The following is a 16,712-nucleotide window of genomic DNA, read 5'->3' on the forward strand; positions in this document are numbered from 1 at the left end:
AATAATTAATTTTTTATTTCGGTGAATTTAATCTGAGAATCACCATACACAGTATGTGTTTGGGTTTTAAAATCTTCTTCTGAAGCTTCAAAAATATTAGGCACGTAAGTTTGCGGGTTAAGGTCTATAAGCGGAAACCAAGTACTCTGCACCTGAATTTGTAATTTATGACCTTTTTTAAAGGTATGGTTTATATCCTGAAGCTTTATACGAACCTCAGTTTTTTCATTGGGAGTGAATGGTTCCGGTTTTTGAAAACCATTTCTGAAACGCCCGCGCATTACCTCACTTCGCACCATCATATGATAGTTGTCCATATCGAGATGTGGCATGGTTTCTTCATAATCTTCAGCATCCATAGGATAAACATCAATTACCTTAACCACCCAATCGGCCGCTGTGCCTGTGGTTGCAACCTGTAGAATGGCTTCAATTTCACCGGCAAGCTTCATATCTTCCTCAAGCCGTTCGGTTTCAAAGATAAGCACATCGGGCCTTCTGGCTGCAAAGCGCTGGTCACCGGTCATATATTCGCGAGGCGTGAAAACTGCCTTGATCTCATCGTTATAAGGCACTGGTTTCTTAATGTCGCTTACAAAACTCTTTTTTGATGCTGAAGCTTTATGGCTGAGTTGTTGGTCTTCACCCAGGAAAAATACTCTTTCTTCTCCCTGTGGAGGCCATTGTTTATAGGTATTCCATTTCCGTGCTCCGGTGTCATACAAATAAGCTTCAGGCAAGCCAGAATTATCACCTGCATCACCTTTCAAAAAGTGATTAAAGAATTTAGTCTCTATACTCTGCTGATAATCTTTCGAAATATTATCTCCAAAATATACATTCCCTACTGCCTGCCTTTCGGTTAGACGTGCCCAGTCGCCGTGGCTCCATGGGCCCATCACCATAGTATTATAGTTATCACTGCGTTTTTCTATCTTCTTATAGGTTTCAAATGGGCCATACAAGTCTTCCGCATCAAATAAACCTCCCACGACCATTACGGCCGGCTTAATATCTTCCAGATGCTGAATGATCCCGCGACTCTGCCAGAATTCATCGTAATTAGGATGTTCTTTTAACTGTTGCCAGAATTCGTTGTCCTCTCCGTAATATTTATCAAGATTACTCAAAGGTCCATTATCCAGGAAAAACTGGTATTGATCCTGGGTGCCGAGCCCGGGGAGTTCATACCAGGCTTCATCGGTAGGGCCGTCTTTCTGATAACCAAAAAGTGCAGTTATGCGCCAATAGCTTAAAAGATATGCTCCATTATGGTGAAAATCATCAAAATAAAAATCCCCGATTCCAGCCTGAGGAGAGACAGCTTTAAGGGCGGGGTGGGCATCCAATAAAGAAGCTATTGCGTAATGCCCCGGGTAAGAGATCCCCCAGGTGCCTACCCGGCCGTTATTGTTTTTTACATTGTTAATAAGCCACTCAATGGTATCGTAAGTATCGCTGGACTCATCGGTTTGACTCCCTTTTTTATTGGGAATAAAAGCCCTCATATTATCATATTTTCCTTCGCTCATCCAACGGCCCCGCACATCCTGGTAGACAATTATATTGCCTTCCTCCATAAGGAATTTATTAGGACCTATAAGCGAACGGAACTGATCTTCCCCATAAGGACGCGAACTATAGGGAGTTCGCTGCATTAGAATTGGATAGTCTCTGGAAGTATCTTTAGGGGAATAAATAGTGGTATGCAGTTTAATCCCATCACGCATCGGGATAGCAACCTCGGTTTTATTATAATGATCTTTTACCTTAAACTCATCGGTTTGCGCAACAAGCTCAAGGCTAAGGCCACTGATAAACAATACAATAAAAAAATTTCGGAGTAAATTCATCTTAAGAATATATTATTAAAGTCCTAAAGATAGAAATTACCCGCATAAACAGGAAGAAATTTTAATTATTAGAACTCTCCCGGAATTTTTCCAGACCTTCCTGCAACCAGTTGTAATATTCATCGGCATCTGGCATATAACCTACGGGTTCATGTAACATATTTACCTGGGGATCTACCAGTACATAAAAAGGCTGCGAGTTATTACGGAAATTAATAGTTTGAAAAGTGGCCCATTTATCACCAATAGTCTTTATTGGTTTAATACTGCCATTTGGTCTTATGTAATTAAACTGCTCGTCTTCTTCCAATTCTTTGCGATCATCTACATACAAAGAGATTAGAATATAATCGTCTCTAATTGTTTCGAAGACTTCGGTTTCACTCCAAACCTGTTCTTCCATTTTACGACAGTTTACGCAGGCCCAGCCGGTAAAATCTATCATTATTGGTTTGTTTTCCCTTTTTGCCGCTTCAAGTCCTTTCTCCCAGTCTTTGTATGCTTCAAGACCGAGTGGAGCTTCAGTCCCTTTATCATATACACTGTAAAACAATGGAGGTGGGAATCCGCTTAGCAGTTTTAGGTTTGCGTGCTTGGTATTAGTCAATCCGGGAATTAAATAGATCACAAATAATAGTACCAAAACCCCTACTCCAAAACGACCTTTACTTATTTTTTGTTTAAAACCATCATGTGGAAAACGTAGCAATCCGAATAGATAAGCCACCAGCCCTAAGCCGGCCAGGATCCAGATTCCAATAAATACTTCACGCTTTAAAAGTCCCCAGTGCTGTACAAGATCGGCATTAGATAGGAATTTAAAGGCAAGACCAAGCTCTATAAAACCAAGTGTTACCTTCACCGTATTAAGCCAACCCCCACTCTTTGGCAGTGAATTCAACCAGTTAGGAAATAGGGCAAAAAGAGCGAAGGGTAACGCCAGAGCAAGGCCAAAACCACCCATACCTATTGAAAGCTGTATCGCACCACCATCACTGGTTAAGGAACCTCCAAGCAGAGAACCCAGGATTGGGCCGGTGCACGAAAAAGAAACCAGGGCCAGGGTTAGTGCCATAAAGAAAATCCCTATAAACCCTCCTACACTGGAAGCCTTGTCATCCATTTTACTACTCCATGAACTGGGCAGGGTAATTTCATAATAACCAAAGAAAGAAAAAGCGAAAATGATGAAGATGACAAAGAAAAGCACATTCAGGGTAACATTGGTGGAGATGTTATTCAGTAATTCCGGATTTACACTGTCCAGCAGGTGGAAAGGTAAGCTCAACAACAGATAAATAAAAACAATAAAGAAACCGTAAGAGATGGCATTAATAGTTCCTCTTTTCCGGTTTTTTGCTCCTTTGGTAAAAAAGGAGACCGTTAACGGAATCATAGGAAATACACAAGGGGTTAATAAAGCGATAAGCCCCCCAAGAAATCCTAAAAGAAATATATTAGTGAAATTATTTCCCTCCTCTTCTTCATTGGTTTGGTAAGCTTCCATTCCCTGAATATTCATGTCCAGAGCATCGGCAAGTTCCTGATCCCTGTCTGAGATCTCAAGATCGGTAAAACCAGCTGTCACTTGTTTATCCTCAAGGGAAATAGTAAAACGTTCGGTCTCCGGGGGCAAACATTGCTCATCATCACAAACCGAGAAATAAACCTCAGCAACTACAGGTCCCTTAGAGTCAATCACCTTAATTTTTTGAGTGAAGACTGCTTCATCATCAAAATAAATGATATCGGCGCCAAAAACTTCATCGTAATAAGGCTCGGCGACGGGTTCTTCGGTCTCACCTATAAGTTCATAGGTTTCAGGAGAATTATTATAGGTAAATTTAGTAGGAATTGGAGCGATTTCTATATCGGCTTCCTTTTGTGAATACAGGTGCCAGCCTTCTTCCAGTTTAGCTGTGAAAATCAGATTGTAAATACTATCGTTCTCCTGTTGTACCTCAGCTTTCCAGCTAATTGGATTAGAAAACTGATAATTTTGATCGTTGTCTTCAAAAATCTGGGCATTAGCCGTTGTGATTGAAATAACTAATAGAAACAGACTTGCCAGGTACTTCATAAATTACAGGTGATTTTTAATATTTGCTGATCTGGGGAACTTATTGCAAACCGATTATCGGCGCGTTGGTTGATCACCCAAACAATTTTTTGTCCCGAACACAGCAACCAGCTATTTTCCTTTTCGGGCAAGGATAATTTTTTGTCCTTAAAGAAGTCGCTAAGCTTCTTCTTTCCTTTCATTCCAAAAGGATAAAAGTAGTCTCCTTTTCGCCATTTACGCACAACTAACGGGTACTCAAGCAACTTAGGATCAACATAAATACAATTTTTTGACTTCTCCTCTATTTTCTCAACTTCAGAAAATGTAAAAGTACCAATGGGCAGCATCACAAATTCTTCATTTTTATCGATATAAAAATCCTGATTATGGGTTTCTGATGGTAACTCGGTAAGAATGAGTTTTTCCCTGTCTTTTACCAACCTGTGTGTAGCCGAAAAAACCATCTTCCCCGGTTGGGCATCCAGGAGCTTGTGTACATCATTCCATTCAGTAAACCCAAAAGATTTCAACAACTGGTATAAAACCGATTTGGTATTAGGAATCTTCCGAAGAAAAGCAATATCCAGTTCATAGCCCAGCTTTCCTTTTTTTACCGTTTCAGGATAGATAAGGCTGATGTAATCTTCCACCAGGTCCTGACTCTCTTTTAAATAGGATTGGGTTTGCAAAAATGCCTTTAAAAACTCAGGATTAAGCTCCTCAAAAAGCGGTATTATTTCGTGCCTAATTTTATTCCGAAGATATTTGGTTGAAGCATTGCTGCTATCTTCCCGCCATTTTATATTTTGCTGATTTGCGTATGCCTCAATTTCTTTTCTTGAAAACTGAAGCAGGGGACGAATGACTTTATTATTCTCAGTTTTTATCCCTGAAAGGCCTTCCAACCCGGTCCCCCGAACAAGATTTATAAGGAAAGTCTCCAAATCGTCGTTAGCATGATGAGCGGTAAGTACAAAATCAAATTTATGCTGAAGTCTTAATTCTTCAAACCAATGGTAACGCAAATCCCGTGCAGCCATTTGAATAGAAAGACCTTTATCTTCAGCATATCTTTTAGTGTCAAAATTTTGAGAAAAAACCTGAGCCCCCACTTCCTTGGCCAGGCTCTTCACGAAGCTTTCGTCTGCATCACTCTCTTTTCCGCGGAGATTAAAATTGCAATGGGCTACAGCGAAATCCAGTTTTGCCTCTTTGCATAAATGCATAAGTACAACACTGTCTAATCCTCCACTAACTGCCAGTAACAACCTGGAATTACAGAGATAAAAAAATTCATTTTTGATAAGATTTTTAAAAGCTTTTTCCATATCAATTCAAAGATACAAAAGCCAGATTTAAGAAAGTACCTGCCGCATTGCTTTTGCCTTTAAAAGACATTCCTCATATTCTTTCTCCGGAATTGACTGTGACGTTATCGCTCCACCAACCGAAAAAGAGACATAGGCCTTTTCTGAATTATAAAGAATACTGCGAATCACCACATTAAAGTCGAAGTCCCCATTTGGAGTGAAATAGCCCACAGCCCCGCTGTAGAGTCCGCGTTTGGCATCTTCCAGTTCCTCGATGATCTTCATTGCCGAAATCTTTGGCGCACCGGTCATACTCCCCATAGGGAAGGTAGCACGCAGAGCTTCCACCGGGGGAATAGTCTCTTCGAGTTCTGCAGAAATAGTAGAAACTAACTGGTGCACCTGTTTAAAATGATATACCCGGCATAGCTCTTCCACTTCCACACTTCCTTTCTTAGCGATTCTGGAAAGATCATTGCGTACCAGGTCCACGATCATCACATTTTCTGAACGTTCCTTTGGATCGTTCTTTAGATTTTCGGCAATTCTGGAATCTTCCGTGGGATCTTCAGAGCGCCGGGCTGTGCCTTTAATTGGCTGGGAAATAAGTTTAGACCCTGTTTTTTTAAGATAGCGCTCCGGTGATGCCGAAAGCAAATAATGCTCTTCCAGACGCAAAAAAGTTGCAAACGGCGGCGCCGAAATAGCATTGAGGTCCTGAAAAACCCGGAAAGGATCAATTACCCGGTTTTCTGAAAAGAATTCCTGGCAGAAATTGGCCTCATAGATATCACCCCGCTGAATGTGGTTTAGCATTTGCCCAACTTTCCCCAGATAGTCTTGCTCTGAAGTACGAGCCTGAATTTGGGAGGTTTTGGAGGAAGCTTCTTCAACTTTTTCCTGCTTAAAATTTGCAGGAGCACTTTGCTTTATTTCCAAAAGATCATCCTCTATCTCATCGTCAACCATTCTTAGATAATGCATTTCAAGCCTTTCTCCCTTCAGCAGAAACAATTTCTGTGGCTGAAAAAAATACAAATCAGGAAAGCCTAAACCATCAAAATTTTTACTGGAAAGCTCTTCCACATCATTTTTCAGGTCGTAAGATAAATAACCAAAAATCCAGTCTTTAGTAGTCTCCTGATACTCCTTAAGTTTATCAAAAGCATTATGGTAATCGGTTTTGATAGCAGTAAAGGCTCCCACTGCCAGTAGTGCATCGAATTCGCCATGCTTTTGAATATACTCATTGCTATCCAGCCAGGCAATCTCCTGAAACTGTCTGCTCCAATGAAGTAACTTTTGTTTAAAATCTTTGGGGTTTTCTACTGTAAATTGTTTTGCGCTGCGCACGAATAATTAGATTTGGAAGGCAAAGGTAAAAAGACGAAACTTAAAGAATGAAATTATGTCAAAGCTTTTACCATATTGTGAGATTTCATCAAATTGGTTTTTTATAAAAACTCACTAAAATTAGTTTTCAATGTTGTTTTCAGGGCTCTCTTCCACCTCCTGAGAGAAACTGGTTAACACATCGTCGATCCCTAATTCCAGCACTTCATTTAATATTTTTCCATCTTTAAAATTATCCCTGAAAGAAGCTAAGCTAAAACTTTGGACAACCTGCCCACCGAAACGCGGAAAAATTGTTTTACAATACTCCAGGGCAGCAGCACCTCCCCGAACTCCCGGTGAGGTGCTCATAAGCAGTATTTTTTTTCCGGCCAGAAAATTGCGGTCAAGCCGCGAAAGCCAGTCAATAATATTCTTAAAAAAAGCTGAGACGTTACGGTTGTGTTCATTCACAGTAATAACCAGGGCATCGTGCTCAGATATCTGGTTTTTTATAATGCTTGCGTTTAGAGGAATTCCCCGCTCTTTTTCTATATCGGCGCAGTAAACCGGCAACTCATAATCGGTTAGATTTATGGTTTTAATCTGGTGTCCCTGAATGCGACCTGTAATATGGTTCAATAACTGCGCGTTGATAGATGTACTGCTGTTGGAGCCTGTGAAGGCAAGTATCTTTCTCATAGTTGATTTAGATTGAACTCAAAAATATAGAAATATAATTTAGAGCAACAGCTTAGAAAGTTTTCCTTAACATTTTTAAAAGCCTGGAAGCCTGCAAAGGATGCACCAACCTGCCGGTTTTTTTAAAAAAGAAAGAGCCCTATCGCGGAATTAGCCCGCCAGAGTCTGACAGGTTCAACTAACTGGCTATAAATAAATTCTTTGGATCTTGTAAACCCCAACAATAACATAACAAAAAGCCTGGGCTGTATCGATGAGATCCCGCCTTGCAGCGGGATTAGTTCAACTAACCGGTTTTAAAAACCGCCTTCGGTAATTAGATAAAATTTGAAACAGAACGCTTTACAGGCTGATGAGGTCAATGAGATCCCGCCTTGCGGCGGGATTAGTTCAACTAACCGGTTTTAAAAACCGCCAAAGCGGTTTTTAAAACCAGAGTTTCACTAACTTTGCCGGCCCATAAAAACTTCAAACTGTGACTTTTCAGGATTTAAATATTACCACTCCCCTGCGCAATGCGCTGGAAGATATTGGCATTAACACACCAACTCCTATTCAAGAGAAATCTTTTTCCACAATCATGTCTGGTAGAGATATGGTGGGAATTGCTCAAACCGGAACAGGAAAGACCTTTGCCTATATGCTTCCTATTTTAAGGATGCTTAAATATTCTGAACAGAAAAATCCACGAGTACTTATTCTGGTGCCTACCAGGGAACTGGTAGTGCAGGTTGTGGAGGAGATCGAAAAGCTTACCGCTTATATAAATGTTCGCATAACCGGAATCTATGGCGGGGTAAATATCAATACCCAGCAACAAAATCTTATGCAAGGCCAGGATATAGTTGTGGCGACGCCGGGTAGACTTTATGATTTAGTTCTCAGACGTGCGCTTCAGTTAAAATCTATACAGAAACTGGTGATCGATGAAGTAGATGTTATGCTGGACCTGGGCTTCAAGTTTCAGATCAATAATATATTCGAATTGCTTCCACAGAACAGACAAAACATCATGTTTTCGGCGACAATCACTGAAAATGTGGAGATTTTAATCGAAACTAATTTTAAGAGTCCGGAGAAAATATCCGTTGCGGCCAGTGGAACTCCCCTGGACAATATCAAACAAACCGGTTACAGGATTCCGAATTTTAATACCAAAGTGAATTTTCTGAAACATATTCTTCAGGATAAAGAAACTTACTCCAAGGTACTTATCTTTGTAGCTTACAAGCGAATGGCCGACCGGCTTCACCAGGAGCTTGAATCGCATTTTCCCGATGAATGCAATGTAATCCACTCCAATAAGACCCAGAACTACAGGCTACGTAGCATTAAACAATTTGGCAGCGGATACTCCAGGATACTGGTTGCCACCGATGTGATGGCCCGGGGACTGGATATTGAGTCTGTAAGCCACGTGATCAACTTTGACACCCCGAAATATCCTGAAAATTATATGCACCGCATTGGCCGTACGGGACGGGCAGAAAAAGAAGGAAAATCGATTTTACTAACCACGGAAGCTGAAACCGAATACCTGGAAAATATTGAGGACTTGATGAAAATAGAAGTCCCCCAGAGAGAACTCCCGGAGGAAGTTGAGATCTCTACCGAATTGATCCCCGAAGAGCAACCAAAGATCTTTGAAGCGAACAATCCTTCAAAAACTTCCGATGCCGATGCTCCGGGACCTGCTTTTCACGAGAAGAAAGAGAAAAACAGAAAAGAAAATCTGGGCGGATCCTATAGAAGGGAAATTGCGAAGAAATATAAAAAACCTAAAACCAGGGGTGACAAAAACGCCAACCGAAGAAGAAAGAAATAAGATGTATCAAATAAAAAATGAATTCCTTAGTATAGCCGTTAACCCTGTAGGGGCCGAACTTTCCAGTATCAAAAACCTGGAAACCGGCATTGAACATCTTTGGCAAGGCAATCCCAAAATCTGGGCGAGTCAGGCGCCGAACCTCTTCCCTGTAATTGGTGTGTTGAAAAACGGCGAATATACTTTCGAAGACAGAACCTATAAAATGCCCAAACACGGGTTTGTGCGTTACAACGAAAATATCCAGTTAATATCAGAAACCAAAAATGAACTGGTTTTTGAATTACAGTTTTCAGAAGAAAGTTTGCAGCAATACCCCTTCAAATTTATCTATCAAATCGCATTTAAATTAAATGGAAAAAGTCTGGAAGTATCTCACAAGGTTTCCAATTTGGATAAAAAACCCATGTATTTTTCAATTGGCGGGCATCCGGCTTTTAACGCCCCGATTTCCCTGAATGAAGATTACGAAGATTACTATCTGGAATTTGACAGGAAAATGGATTTGAGGACCTATTTGCTGAATGATGAAGGCCTGGTTAGTAAAAAAACTAAAGGGATTCTTGATAATGAAAATAAGATCTGGCTGAAGAAGGATCTTTTTGAGGATGATGCACTTATTTTTAAAAATATTCCGTCAACAAAAGTAGCCCTGAAAAGTAAAATTTCAGGTTCAGTATTAAGTGTTGAATATCCTGATTTTAAAAACCTTGGGATTTGGGCTAAACCCGGGGCGCCTTATGTTTGCATAGAACCCTGGTTGGGCATCGCCGATGTGGAAGGCACCGATCAAAACCTGAAAAACAAGGAAGGGATTGAGCAATTGGAGCCGGGGAAGATTTATCAGGCAGACTATGTGATTAATATTGACTAAGCCTTCACCAAAAAAATATAAAATCCCGCTCTGGCGGGATTTTTTTATCTTTTCTTAAGTTCGGTTCTTTTTCTTGGCGGCCTTAGCGGCACGTTTTTCCTTTAAACTCAAAACCGGCTCTTTTTTAGCCGAATTCTTCGAGGGTGATTTTTCTTTGGACATTTTTTCTGTGTTTAAATTAACCTCATAAAGATAGGTAAAGAACAGATACCAAATGAATGCAGCATAAAATAAATAAAACCCGGAAATCTCATGGTTTCCGGGTTTTATAATCAGTTTTTTCCGAAGAATTAAACGTGCAAAGCACGATCGTCGGTTGCGGCCAGAGCGGCTTCCTTAACAGCTTCAGCATAGGTTGGATGCGCGTGGCTCATTCTTGAAATATCTTCAGCAGAAGCACGGAATTCCATGGCGGTTACTGCTTCAGCAATAAGATCAGCCGTACGGGCGCCTATCATATGTACACCAAGCACCTCATCGGTTTTTTCATCGGCAAGAATTTTCACAAATCCGTCTATGTCGCCACTGGCTCTGGCACGACCAAGAGCACGCATTGGAAATTTTCCTTCCTTGTATTTCACACCTTCTTCCTTAAGTTGCTCCGCTGTCTTTCCAACTGCAGCCACTTCTGGCCAGGTATAGACTACGCCGGGAATAAGGTTATAATCGATATGCGGTTTTTGGCCGGCAATGGTTTCAGCTACAAAAGTTCCTTCTTCTTCGGCTTTATGAGCGAGCATAGCTCCACGAACAACATCCCCAATAGCATAGATATTCTCTACGTTGGTTTGTAGGTGTTCGTTTACCTCAATCATTCCTTTATCAGTTACTTTTACTCCAGCAGCATCGGCATTAAGACCCTCGGTGAATGGGCGACGTCCCACAGAAACCAGGCAGTAATCTCCTTTTAATTCTACTTCTTTATCTTTTTTATCGTCGGCTTTGATGATCACCTCATCGCCATTTCTTTCTACTGATTTCACTTTTGTAGAAACATGGAATTTCACACCTTGTTTCTTCAGCACTTTTTGAAGTTCTTTAGAAAGTGCAGCATCCATAGTAGGGATAATTCGGTCTAGAAATTCTACAACAGTAACCTCGGCTCCTAAACGGCGGTACACCTGACCTAATTCCAGGCCTATTACACCCCCACCAATCACGATCATGTGTTTTGGAATTTCTTTTAATTTTAAAGCTTCAGTAGAAGTGATTATTCTTTCTTTATCGAGCTCTATAAACGGAAGGTTGGCCGGTTTTGAGCCTGTGGCAATAATAGTTTTTGCAGCTTCGATGGTTTCGGTTTCGCCATCGTTCTTCTCAATATTGATGTGAGTTTTATCTTTAAAAGAGCCAACACCTTCAAAAACATCGATCTTGTTTTTATCCATCAGGTATTTCACCCCGTCACAGGTTTGACTTACCACCGATGATTTACGCTCCATCATTTTCTCAAGGTTAACCTTTACCTCCCCCGGGATTTCAATTCCGTGGTCTTCAAAATGCTTTACGGCATCGTGGTAATGATGAGAAGAATCCAGTAAGGCTTTACTCGGAATACAACCTACATTCAGACAGGTTCCCCCTAAAGTTGAATATTTCTCTATGATAGCAGTTTTTAATCCCAGTTGCGCGCAGCGTATAGCGGCCACATATCCTCCGGGGCCGGAACCTATAACTGCAACATCATATTTACTCATAATTTAATGTTTTGTAGTGATTTTTTAACAAATTGAACACAAAAGTACAACTATTCACGCCAATGACCAATGCTGGGCGAGTTCCTATCAAAACTTTAAGAATTAAAGCTAATTGCGGTAGTATGCTTCACCTTTTCAATGGTGAAGGTGCTTTGCGTACTACCTATATGATCCAGGGTAGTGAGTTTTGTCACCATAAATTCCCGGTAGGCAGCCATATCTTTTACCAGAACTTTTAAAATATAATCATACTCACCACTCACATGGAAACACTCCAAAACCTCGGGGAGGCTCTTGACTTCAGTTTCAAAACGGGTAAGATAATCTTTGGTATGTTGAATAAGTTTTATCTGGCAAAAAACGGTGAAGGCTTTATCAACTTTATCAGGGTTTAACAGAGCAACATATTTTGAAATCACCTGTTCCCTTTCCAGGCGCTTGATGCGCTCATAGACCGCAGTTATCGAAAGGTCTAATTTCACTGAAATCTCCTTATTGGTCATCTTGCTATCCTGCTGCAAATGCTTCAGAATTTGAAGATCTTTTTCATCCAGTTTCATAATCGGAAAAATTTTCTGTTCTTAAAACCAAACTTACATAAATTAAGATTATTATTCTTACAAGATGTATTATTACAGATTATTTTACTGAATTTCAACATTCCGGTTGATTTTTATTCTGAAAATGTTGTTATTTGATATAATCTAAAATTCAGAAATATCATGAAATTTAAACCAGCAGATAAAATTCAGGACTTACAATATTTTGGGGAATTTGGAGGCGTGAATCCTTCTATTTCCGATTCGTCCACTTACACTTTCCTTTCAGCGAAGACAATGTTTGACACTTTTGAAGGTAATGCAGATGGCTGTTACCTTTATTCCAGGCACTCCTCTCCCTCCAATCTTTATCTTGGAGAAGCCCTTGCAGCGATGGAAGGAACCGAAACAGCCAACGTAGCCGCCAGCGGAATGGGTGCTATCACTCCTACCTTGCTTCAACTATGTAAAGCCGGAGACCATATTGTTTCCAGCCGTACTATTTACGGCGGAACTTATGCCTTCCTAAAGAATTTCGCTCCAAGATTCAACATCAACACTTCTTTTGTTGATATCACTAATGCCGAAAAAGTGGAAGCTGCTATAACCGAAAATACCAAAGTTCTATATTGTGAAGCCATAAGTAATCCATTACTGGAAGTGGCTGATCTTGCTGAATTATCCAAAATTGCTAAAAAACACGGGCTTACTTTTGTGGTCGATAATACTTTTTCTCCATTATCTATAAGCCCCAAAGAACTTGGTGCCGATATCGTGATCCATAGTTTAACCAAATTCATTAATGGTAGCAGCGACACCGTGGGCGGAGTTACTTGCGGAAGTCAGGAGTTTATAGATTCCCTTAGAAGTGTAAATGATGGTGCGAATATGCTTTTAGGCCCTACAATGGACGGTATGAGAGCAGCTTCAATTTTGAAGAATCTTAGAACGCTTCATATTCGAATAAAACAACACAGTCACAATGCTATGTATCTTGCCAAAAAATTCCAGGAAGAGGGGCTAAGAACTGTTTATCCGGGACTGGAATCACATCCGGGCCATGAAACCTTCAAAAAAATGATGAATGAAGATTATGGTTTTGGGGGGTTACTTACTCTTGATGTGGGAAGCCTGGAGAAAGCCAACGAACTTATGGAATTGATGCAGAAGAAAAACCTTGGTTACCTTGCAGTAAGCTTAGGCTTTTATAAAACATTATTCAGCGCACCAGGCAGCTCTACTTCTTCTGAAATCCCGGAGGATGAACAAAAAGAAATGGGATTAAGCGATGGTCTTATTCGCTTTAGTATTGGCCTGGACAATGATATCGAAAGAACCTTTCAAACGATGAAGGAATGTATGCTTGAAGTAGGAGTTCTTAAAAAGTAAGCCGCTTAATTGGTTTAAAATCATTAATTAAAACAGACCTCATCGCTCTTCCCGATGAGGTCTTTTATTTTTAGTTAACTATCTTTAGAAGATACAAATCTTTTTTAGCAACTAATTCTAACCTGTAATGAAGATCTTAAAATATTTTCTAATCTTTTTTTTTATTTGTTATTCTTCTAATACCGTTGCTCAAAATCAAAGTGAAATTCGGGGGTATTATGGAATTTCTTCCTACGGGTTGAAAACCAATCAAAGCCTTGTTGGAAGTCCTGGCTATGATCCGGAAACCGGATATGAACTAGGCATCAGGTATATTCTGAGATTGCCTGAGGGTCTTGGTCTTGAAACCGGAATAGGTTTCTACACGGGAGATATAAAAATAACTTCGGCCCCAATGCCTAAGCAAACTTCCAGAAGAGAAAGACTTCAAGTCACCTCTATTCCGGTTTTACTCAATTACAGATTTCTGGAGTATTTCTTTATCAATGGCGGGCCTGTAGTTGATTTTCAGAATTCAGATAATAGTTTTGATTCTCAATCAGGAGTCGGTTTAAGCCTTGGAATAGGTGTAAACCATTATATCAGAAACTTCCAGATGTTCCTCAATCCCAATTTTCGGCATTATGCATTAATTCCTTTTGAAAAAGAAGACCACCACGCCAAACTTTCGGGTTTAGGCATTCAGTTTGGTATAGGCTATAATTTTTAATTATAGACTTCCTTAAAACTTGGCTGTTTTGCAGTAAAATCGTAAAATTACGGGCAGAAACTTAAATTTCAATTAAATCTTCCTGGATTTACATTTCTCCGGAAAATTTTTATTATAGATATCCCGAATGGAAAACCAACCTACCAGCCCTAAAAATGAACAAATTGTAAAAAACCGAGAACTTAATATTTGGGAAGCCCTTATTCCGGTTTTTGCCCTTATTGCGATGCTTGCATTTAATGTTTATGTATTTGGAGATGATGCATTGAGCGGTTCCAACCAGTTTATACTCTTACTTGGTGGCGCTGTTGCAGCTATTGTTGGGTACTTCAATAATACGAAGTATGAAAAGATGATAGATGAGGTGGCTTCTAATATCCAGAGCACCTCGGGAGCAATCCTTATTCTTCTCATGGTTGGAGCTCTGGCCGGAACCTGGCTTATTTCAGGTATTATTCCCACAATGATCTATTATGGCTTACAAATTTTAAACCCTACTATATTCCTTGCGGCCTGCGTGGTAATATGTTCAGTGATTTCGGTGGCAACCGGGAGTAGCTGGACTACCTCGGCTACGGTTGGTATTGCTCTAATTGGTATTGCTGAAGCCCTGGGGATTTCGGTAGGAATGACCGCTGGGGCGATTCTTTCAGGCGCGTATTTTGGTGATAAACTGTCTCCTTTAAGCGACACCACCAATCTTGCACCGGCAATGGCAGGAACCGATCTTTTTACGCATATCCGGTATATGACCATTACCACCGTTCCCACAATTCTTATTACAATTACGGTGTTTGTAATTATTGGCTTAAACCTGGAACCAACCGGAATTACCGATACCTCCTCCATTCTTGCTTCTATAGAAAATTCATTCACCATTTCGCCATGGCTTTTCGTGGTACCCCTGGTGGTTATTCTTTTAATAGTTAAAAAAATCTCTCCACTCATTGCCCTTCTATTGGGAACTCTTTTGGGTGCAGTAGCTGCACTAATTTTCCAACCCGGAATAGTCACACAAATTGCAGGAGCCGATGATCTCACTTTTATAAGCGGTTATAAAGGGGTGATGCAGGCTATTACCGTAGATACCGCAGTTCAAACCGATAATGAAAATCTTAACGACCTGTTCTCAGCTGGAGGAATGGCAGGTATGCTTGATACCATCTGGCTTATCATCTGTGCGATGGTATTTGGAGGAATCATGGATGCTATTGGGGCTCTTGCCCGTATAAGTAAGGCTTTGCTGAATTTATTCCATACCACCTTCGGACTTTTTGCAAGTACGGTATTTAGCTGCCTGGCGCTTAATGCCACGGCTTCAGATCAATACCTGGCTATTGTGGTCCCCGGTAAAATGTTTGCCAAAGCCTATAAGGACAAGGGCCTTGCTCCCGAAAATCTTAGCCGTACGCTGGAAGATTCAGGAACAGTAACTTCAGTATTAGTACCCTGGAATACCTGCGGAGCTTATCACAGCGGGGTGTTGGGCGTACCAGTAGCTTCTTACTTTGGCTATGCAATCTTTAATTATTTGAGTCCGTTTATGACCCTCTTTTTTGCTGCCTTTGGGATTAAAATCAAAGAGTTGAGAGAAAAATCAGCTTAAACAGCAAATAGAGCTTTTCTATCTTATTTTGAGTTAGTCATAAGCAAAAACTATAACCAAATAAACAATAAAAATTTGAATTAGTATGCAGTTTGAAGTCATTCTCTAAATTTGCACGCAGAATTAAAACCAATAAATCAAATTTTAAAAATTAAAACAATATGTCTTTAGTAGGAAAAAAATTTCCAAACCTTAGTGTAGATGCAATGAATGAAATGGGTGACACCTTCAAGATCAATGTTCTTGAAGAAGCTCAGAAAAACAACAAAAAAGTATTGCTTTTCTGGTACCCAAAAGATTTCACCTTTGTTTGCCCCACCGAACTTCACGCATTCCAACAAGCTTTGGAAGAATTTGAAAAAAGAAATGTTATGGTAATTGGAGCTTCCTGCGATACTCCTGAAGTACATTTCGCCTGGTTAAATACTCCAAAAGATAATGGTGGTATTGAAGGTGTTACTTATCCTATCCTTGCTGATACTAACCGCAACCTTAGCTCCCGTCTTGGTATCCTGGATATTACCGCAGAGTCTTATGACGAAGAAACCGGAGATTTAACTTTAGAAGGTGACAACGTAACTTACCGTGCAACTTACCTTATTGATGAAGAAGGTAAAATTTTCCACGAAGGCGTAAACGATATGCCATTAGGTAGAAACGTTGCTGAATTCCTTAGACTGATAGATGCTTATACGCACGTCCAGGAAAAAGGTGAGGTTTGCCCCGCTAACTGGGAAGAAGGTAAAGAAGCGATGAATGCTGACCGCGACGGAGTTGCCTCTTACCTAAGCTTAAACTAAAAAACGCAATCATT

At 40.3% G+C, this 16,712-nt stretch carries 13 protein-coding genes; 6 read left to right on the plus strand and 7 right to left on the minus strand.

The window, feature by feature from the left end:
* Positions 1-5: 5 nt before the first annotated feature.
* The 5 genes from VIM94_RS11590 to VIM94_RS11610 form a co-directional block, all read right to left on the minus strand.
* Positions 6-1,853, minus strand: coding sequence for a CocE/NonD family hydrolase (locus VIM94_RS11590; protein ID WP_332039460.1), 1,848 nt, complete (start codon positions 1,851-1,853; stop codon positions 6-8).
* Positions 1,854-1,914: 61 nt separating this feature from the next.
* A complete protein-coding gene (locus tag VIM94_RS11595; protein WP_332039461.1) occupies positions 1,915-3,933 on the minus strand; it encodes a protein-disulfide reductase DsbD family protein in 2,019 nt (672 codons plus the stop codon).
* A complete protein-coding gene (tilS, locus tag VIM94_RS11600; protein ID WP_332039462.1) occupies positions 3,930-5,243 on the minus strand; it encodes a tRNA lysidine(34) synthetase TilS in 1,314 nt (437 codons plus the stop codon). Before tilS ends, VIM94_RS11595 begins: the two co-directional genes overlap by 4 nt.
* A 27-nt stretch (positions 5,244-5,270) precedes the next feature.
* Positions 5,271-6,578 (minus strand): aminodeoxychorismate synthase component I, encoded by a 1,308-nt coding sequence (pabB, locus tag VIM94_RS11605; protein ID WP_332039463.1) that lies wholly within the window; start codon positions 6,576-6,578, stop codon positions 5,271-5,273.
* Positions 6,579-6,698: 120 nt separating this feature from the next.
* On the minus strand, positions 6,699-7,259 hold the full coding sequence (locus tag VIM94_RS11610) for an NADPH-dependent FMN reductase (protein ID WP_332039464.1): 561 nt from the start codon (positions 7,257-7,259) through the stop codon (positions 6,699-6,701).
* 475 nt (positions 7,260-7,734) lie between these two features.
* Between VIM94_RS11610 and VIM94_RS11615 the strand changes: the two genes are divergently transcribed.
* Both VIM94_RS11615 and VIM94_RS11620 read left to right on the plus strand, forming a co-directional pair.
* Positions 7,735-9,084, plus strand: coding sequence for a DEAD/DEAH box helicase (locus tag VIM94_RS11615; protein ID WP_332039465.1), 1,350 nt, complete (start codon positions 7,735-7,737; stop codon positions 9,082-9,084).
* Between the two features lies 1 nt (position 9,085).
* Positions 9,086-9,958, plus strand: coding sequence for an aldose 1-epimerase family protein (locus VIM94_RS11620; protein WP_332039466.1), 873 nt, complete (start codon positions 9,086-9,088; stop codon positions 9,956-9,958).
* Positions 9,959-10,248: 290 nt separating this feature from the next.
* Here the strand turns inward: VIM94_RS11620 and lpdA are convergent, their stop codons facing one another.
* Positions 10,249-11,655, minus strand: a complete 1,407-nt coding sequence (lpdA, locus tag VIM94_RS11625; protein ID WP_332039467.1) for a dihydrolipoyl dehydrogenase — start codon at positions 11,653-11,655, stop codon at positions 10,249-10,251.
* A gap of 95 nt (positions 11,656-11,750) precedes the next feature.
* Entirely contained in the window at positions 11,751-12,215 is a 465-nt protein-coding gene (locus VIM94_RS11630) for an Lrp/AsnC family transcriptional regulator (protein ID WP_332039468.1), read from the minus strand.
* Between the two features lie 162 nt (positions 12,216-12,377).
* Here VIM94_RS11630 and VIM94_RS11635 point away from each other — a divergent pair, with 162 nt between their 5' ends.
* From VIM94_RS11635 to VIM94_RS11650, 4 genes are all read left to right on the plus strand, one after another.
* The gene (locus tag VIM94_RS11635) at positions 12,378-13,583 is read left to right on the plus strand and encodes an aminotransferase class I/II-fold pyridoxal phosphate-dependent enzyme (RefSeq protein WP_332039469.1); all 1,206 of its coding nucleotides are present in this window, start codon (positions 12,378-12,380) and stop codon (positions 13,581-13,583) included.
* A 127-nt stretch (positions 13,584-13,710) separates the two neighbouring features.
* Positions 13,711-14,292, plus strand: coding sequence for an outer membrane beta-barrel protein (locus VIM94_RS11640; RefSeq protein ID WP_332039470.1), 582 nt, complete (start codon positions 13,711-13,713; stop codon positions 14,290-14,292).
* A 127-nt stretch (positions 14,293-14,419) separates the two neighbouring features.
* Complete coding sequence (nhaC, locus tag VIM94_RS11645; RefSeq protein WP_332039471.1) at positions 14,420-15,898, plus strand: Na+/H+ antiporter NhaC; 1,479 nt, start codon at positions 14,420-14,422, stop codon at positions 15,896-15,898.
* A 161-nt stretch (positions 15,899-16,059) separates the two neighbouring features.
* Complete coding sequence (locus VIM94_RS11650) at positions 16,060-16,698, plus strand: peroxiredoxin (RefSeq protein WP_332039472.1); 639 nt, start codon at positions 16,060-16,062, stop codon at positions 16,696-16,698.
* Positions 16,699-16,712: the final 14 nt, after the last annotated feature.

Source organism: Salegentibacter sp., assembly GCF_036568425.1.
GTDB lineage: Bacteria > Bacteroidota > Bacteroidia > Flavobacteriales > Flavobacteriaceae > Salegentibacter.

Bases quoted from the DNA above. Each gene is read 5' to 3' on its own strand.
- VIM94_RS11590 (WP_332039460.1), bottom strand. From the start codon at position 1,853: ATGAATTTACTCCGAAATTTTTTTATTGTATTGTTTATCAGTGGCCTT.
- VIM94_RS11595 (WP_332039461.1), bottom strand. From the start codon at position 3,933: ATGAAGTACCTGGCAAGTCTGTTTCTATTAGTTATTTCAATCACAACG.
- tilS (WP_332039462.1), bottom strand. From the start codon at position 5,243: ATGGAAAAAGCTTTTAAAAATCTTATCAAAAATGAATTTTTTTATCTC.
- VIM94_RS11610 (WP_332039464.1), bottom strand. From the start codon at position 7,259: ATGAGAAAGATACTTGCCTTCACAGGCTCCAACAGCAGTACATCTATC.
- VIM94_RS11620 (WP_332039466.1), top strand. From the start codon at position 9,086: ATGTATCAAATAAAAAATGAATTCCTTAGTATAGCCGTTAACCCTGTA.
- lpdA (WP_332039467.1), bottom strand. From the start codon at position 11,655: ATGAGTAAATATGATGTTGCAGTTATAGGTTCCGGCCCCGGAGGATAT.
- VIM94_RS11630 (WP_332039468.1), bottom strand. From the start codon at position 12,215: ATGAAACTGGATGAAAAAGATCTTCAAATTCTGAAGCATTTGCAGCAG.
- VIM94_RS11635 (WP_332039469.1), top strand. From the start codon at position 12,378: ATGAAATTTAAACCAGCAGATAAAATTCAGGACTTACAATATTTTGGG.
- VIM94_RS11640 (WP_332039470.1), top strand. From the start codon at position 13,711: ATGAAGATCTTAAAATATTTTCTAATCTTTTTTTTTATTTGTTATTCT.
- nhaC (WP_332039471.1), top strand. From the start codon at position 14,420: ATGGAAAACCAACCTACCAGCCCTAAAAATGAACAAATTGTAAAAAAC.
- VIM94_RS11650 (WP_332039472.1), top strand. From the start codon at position 16,060: ATGTCTTTAGTAGGAAAAAAATTTCCAAACCTTAGTGTAGATGCAATG.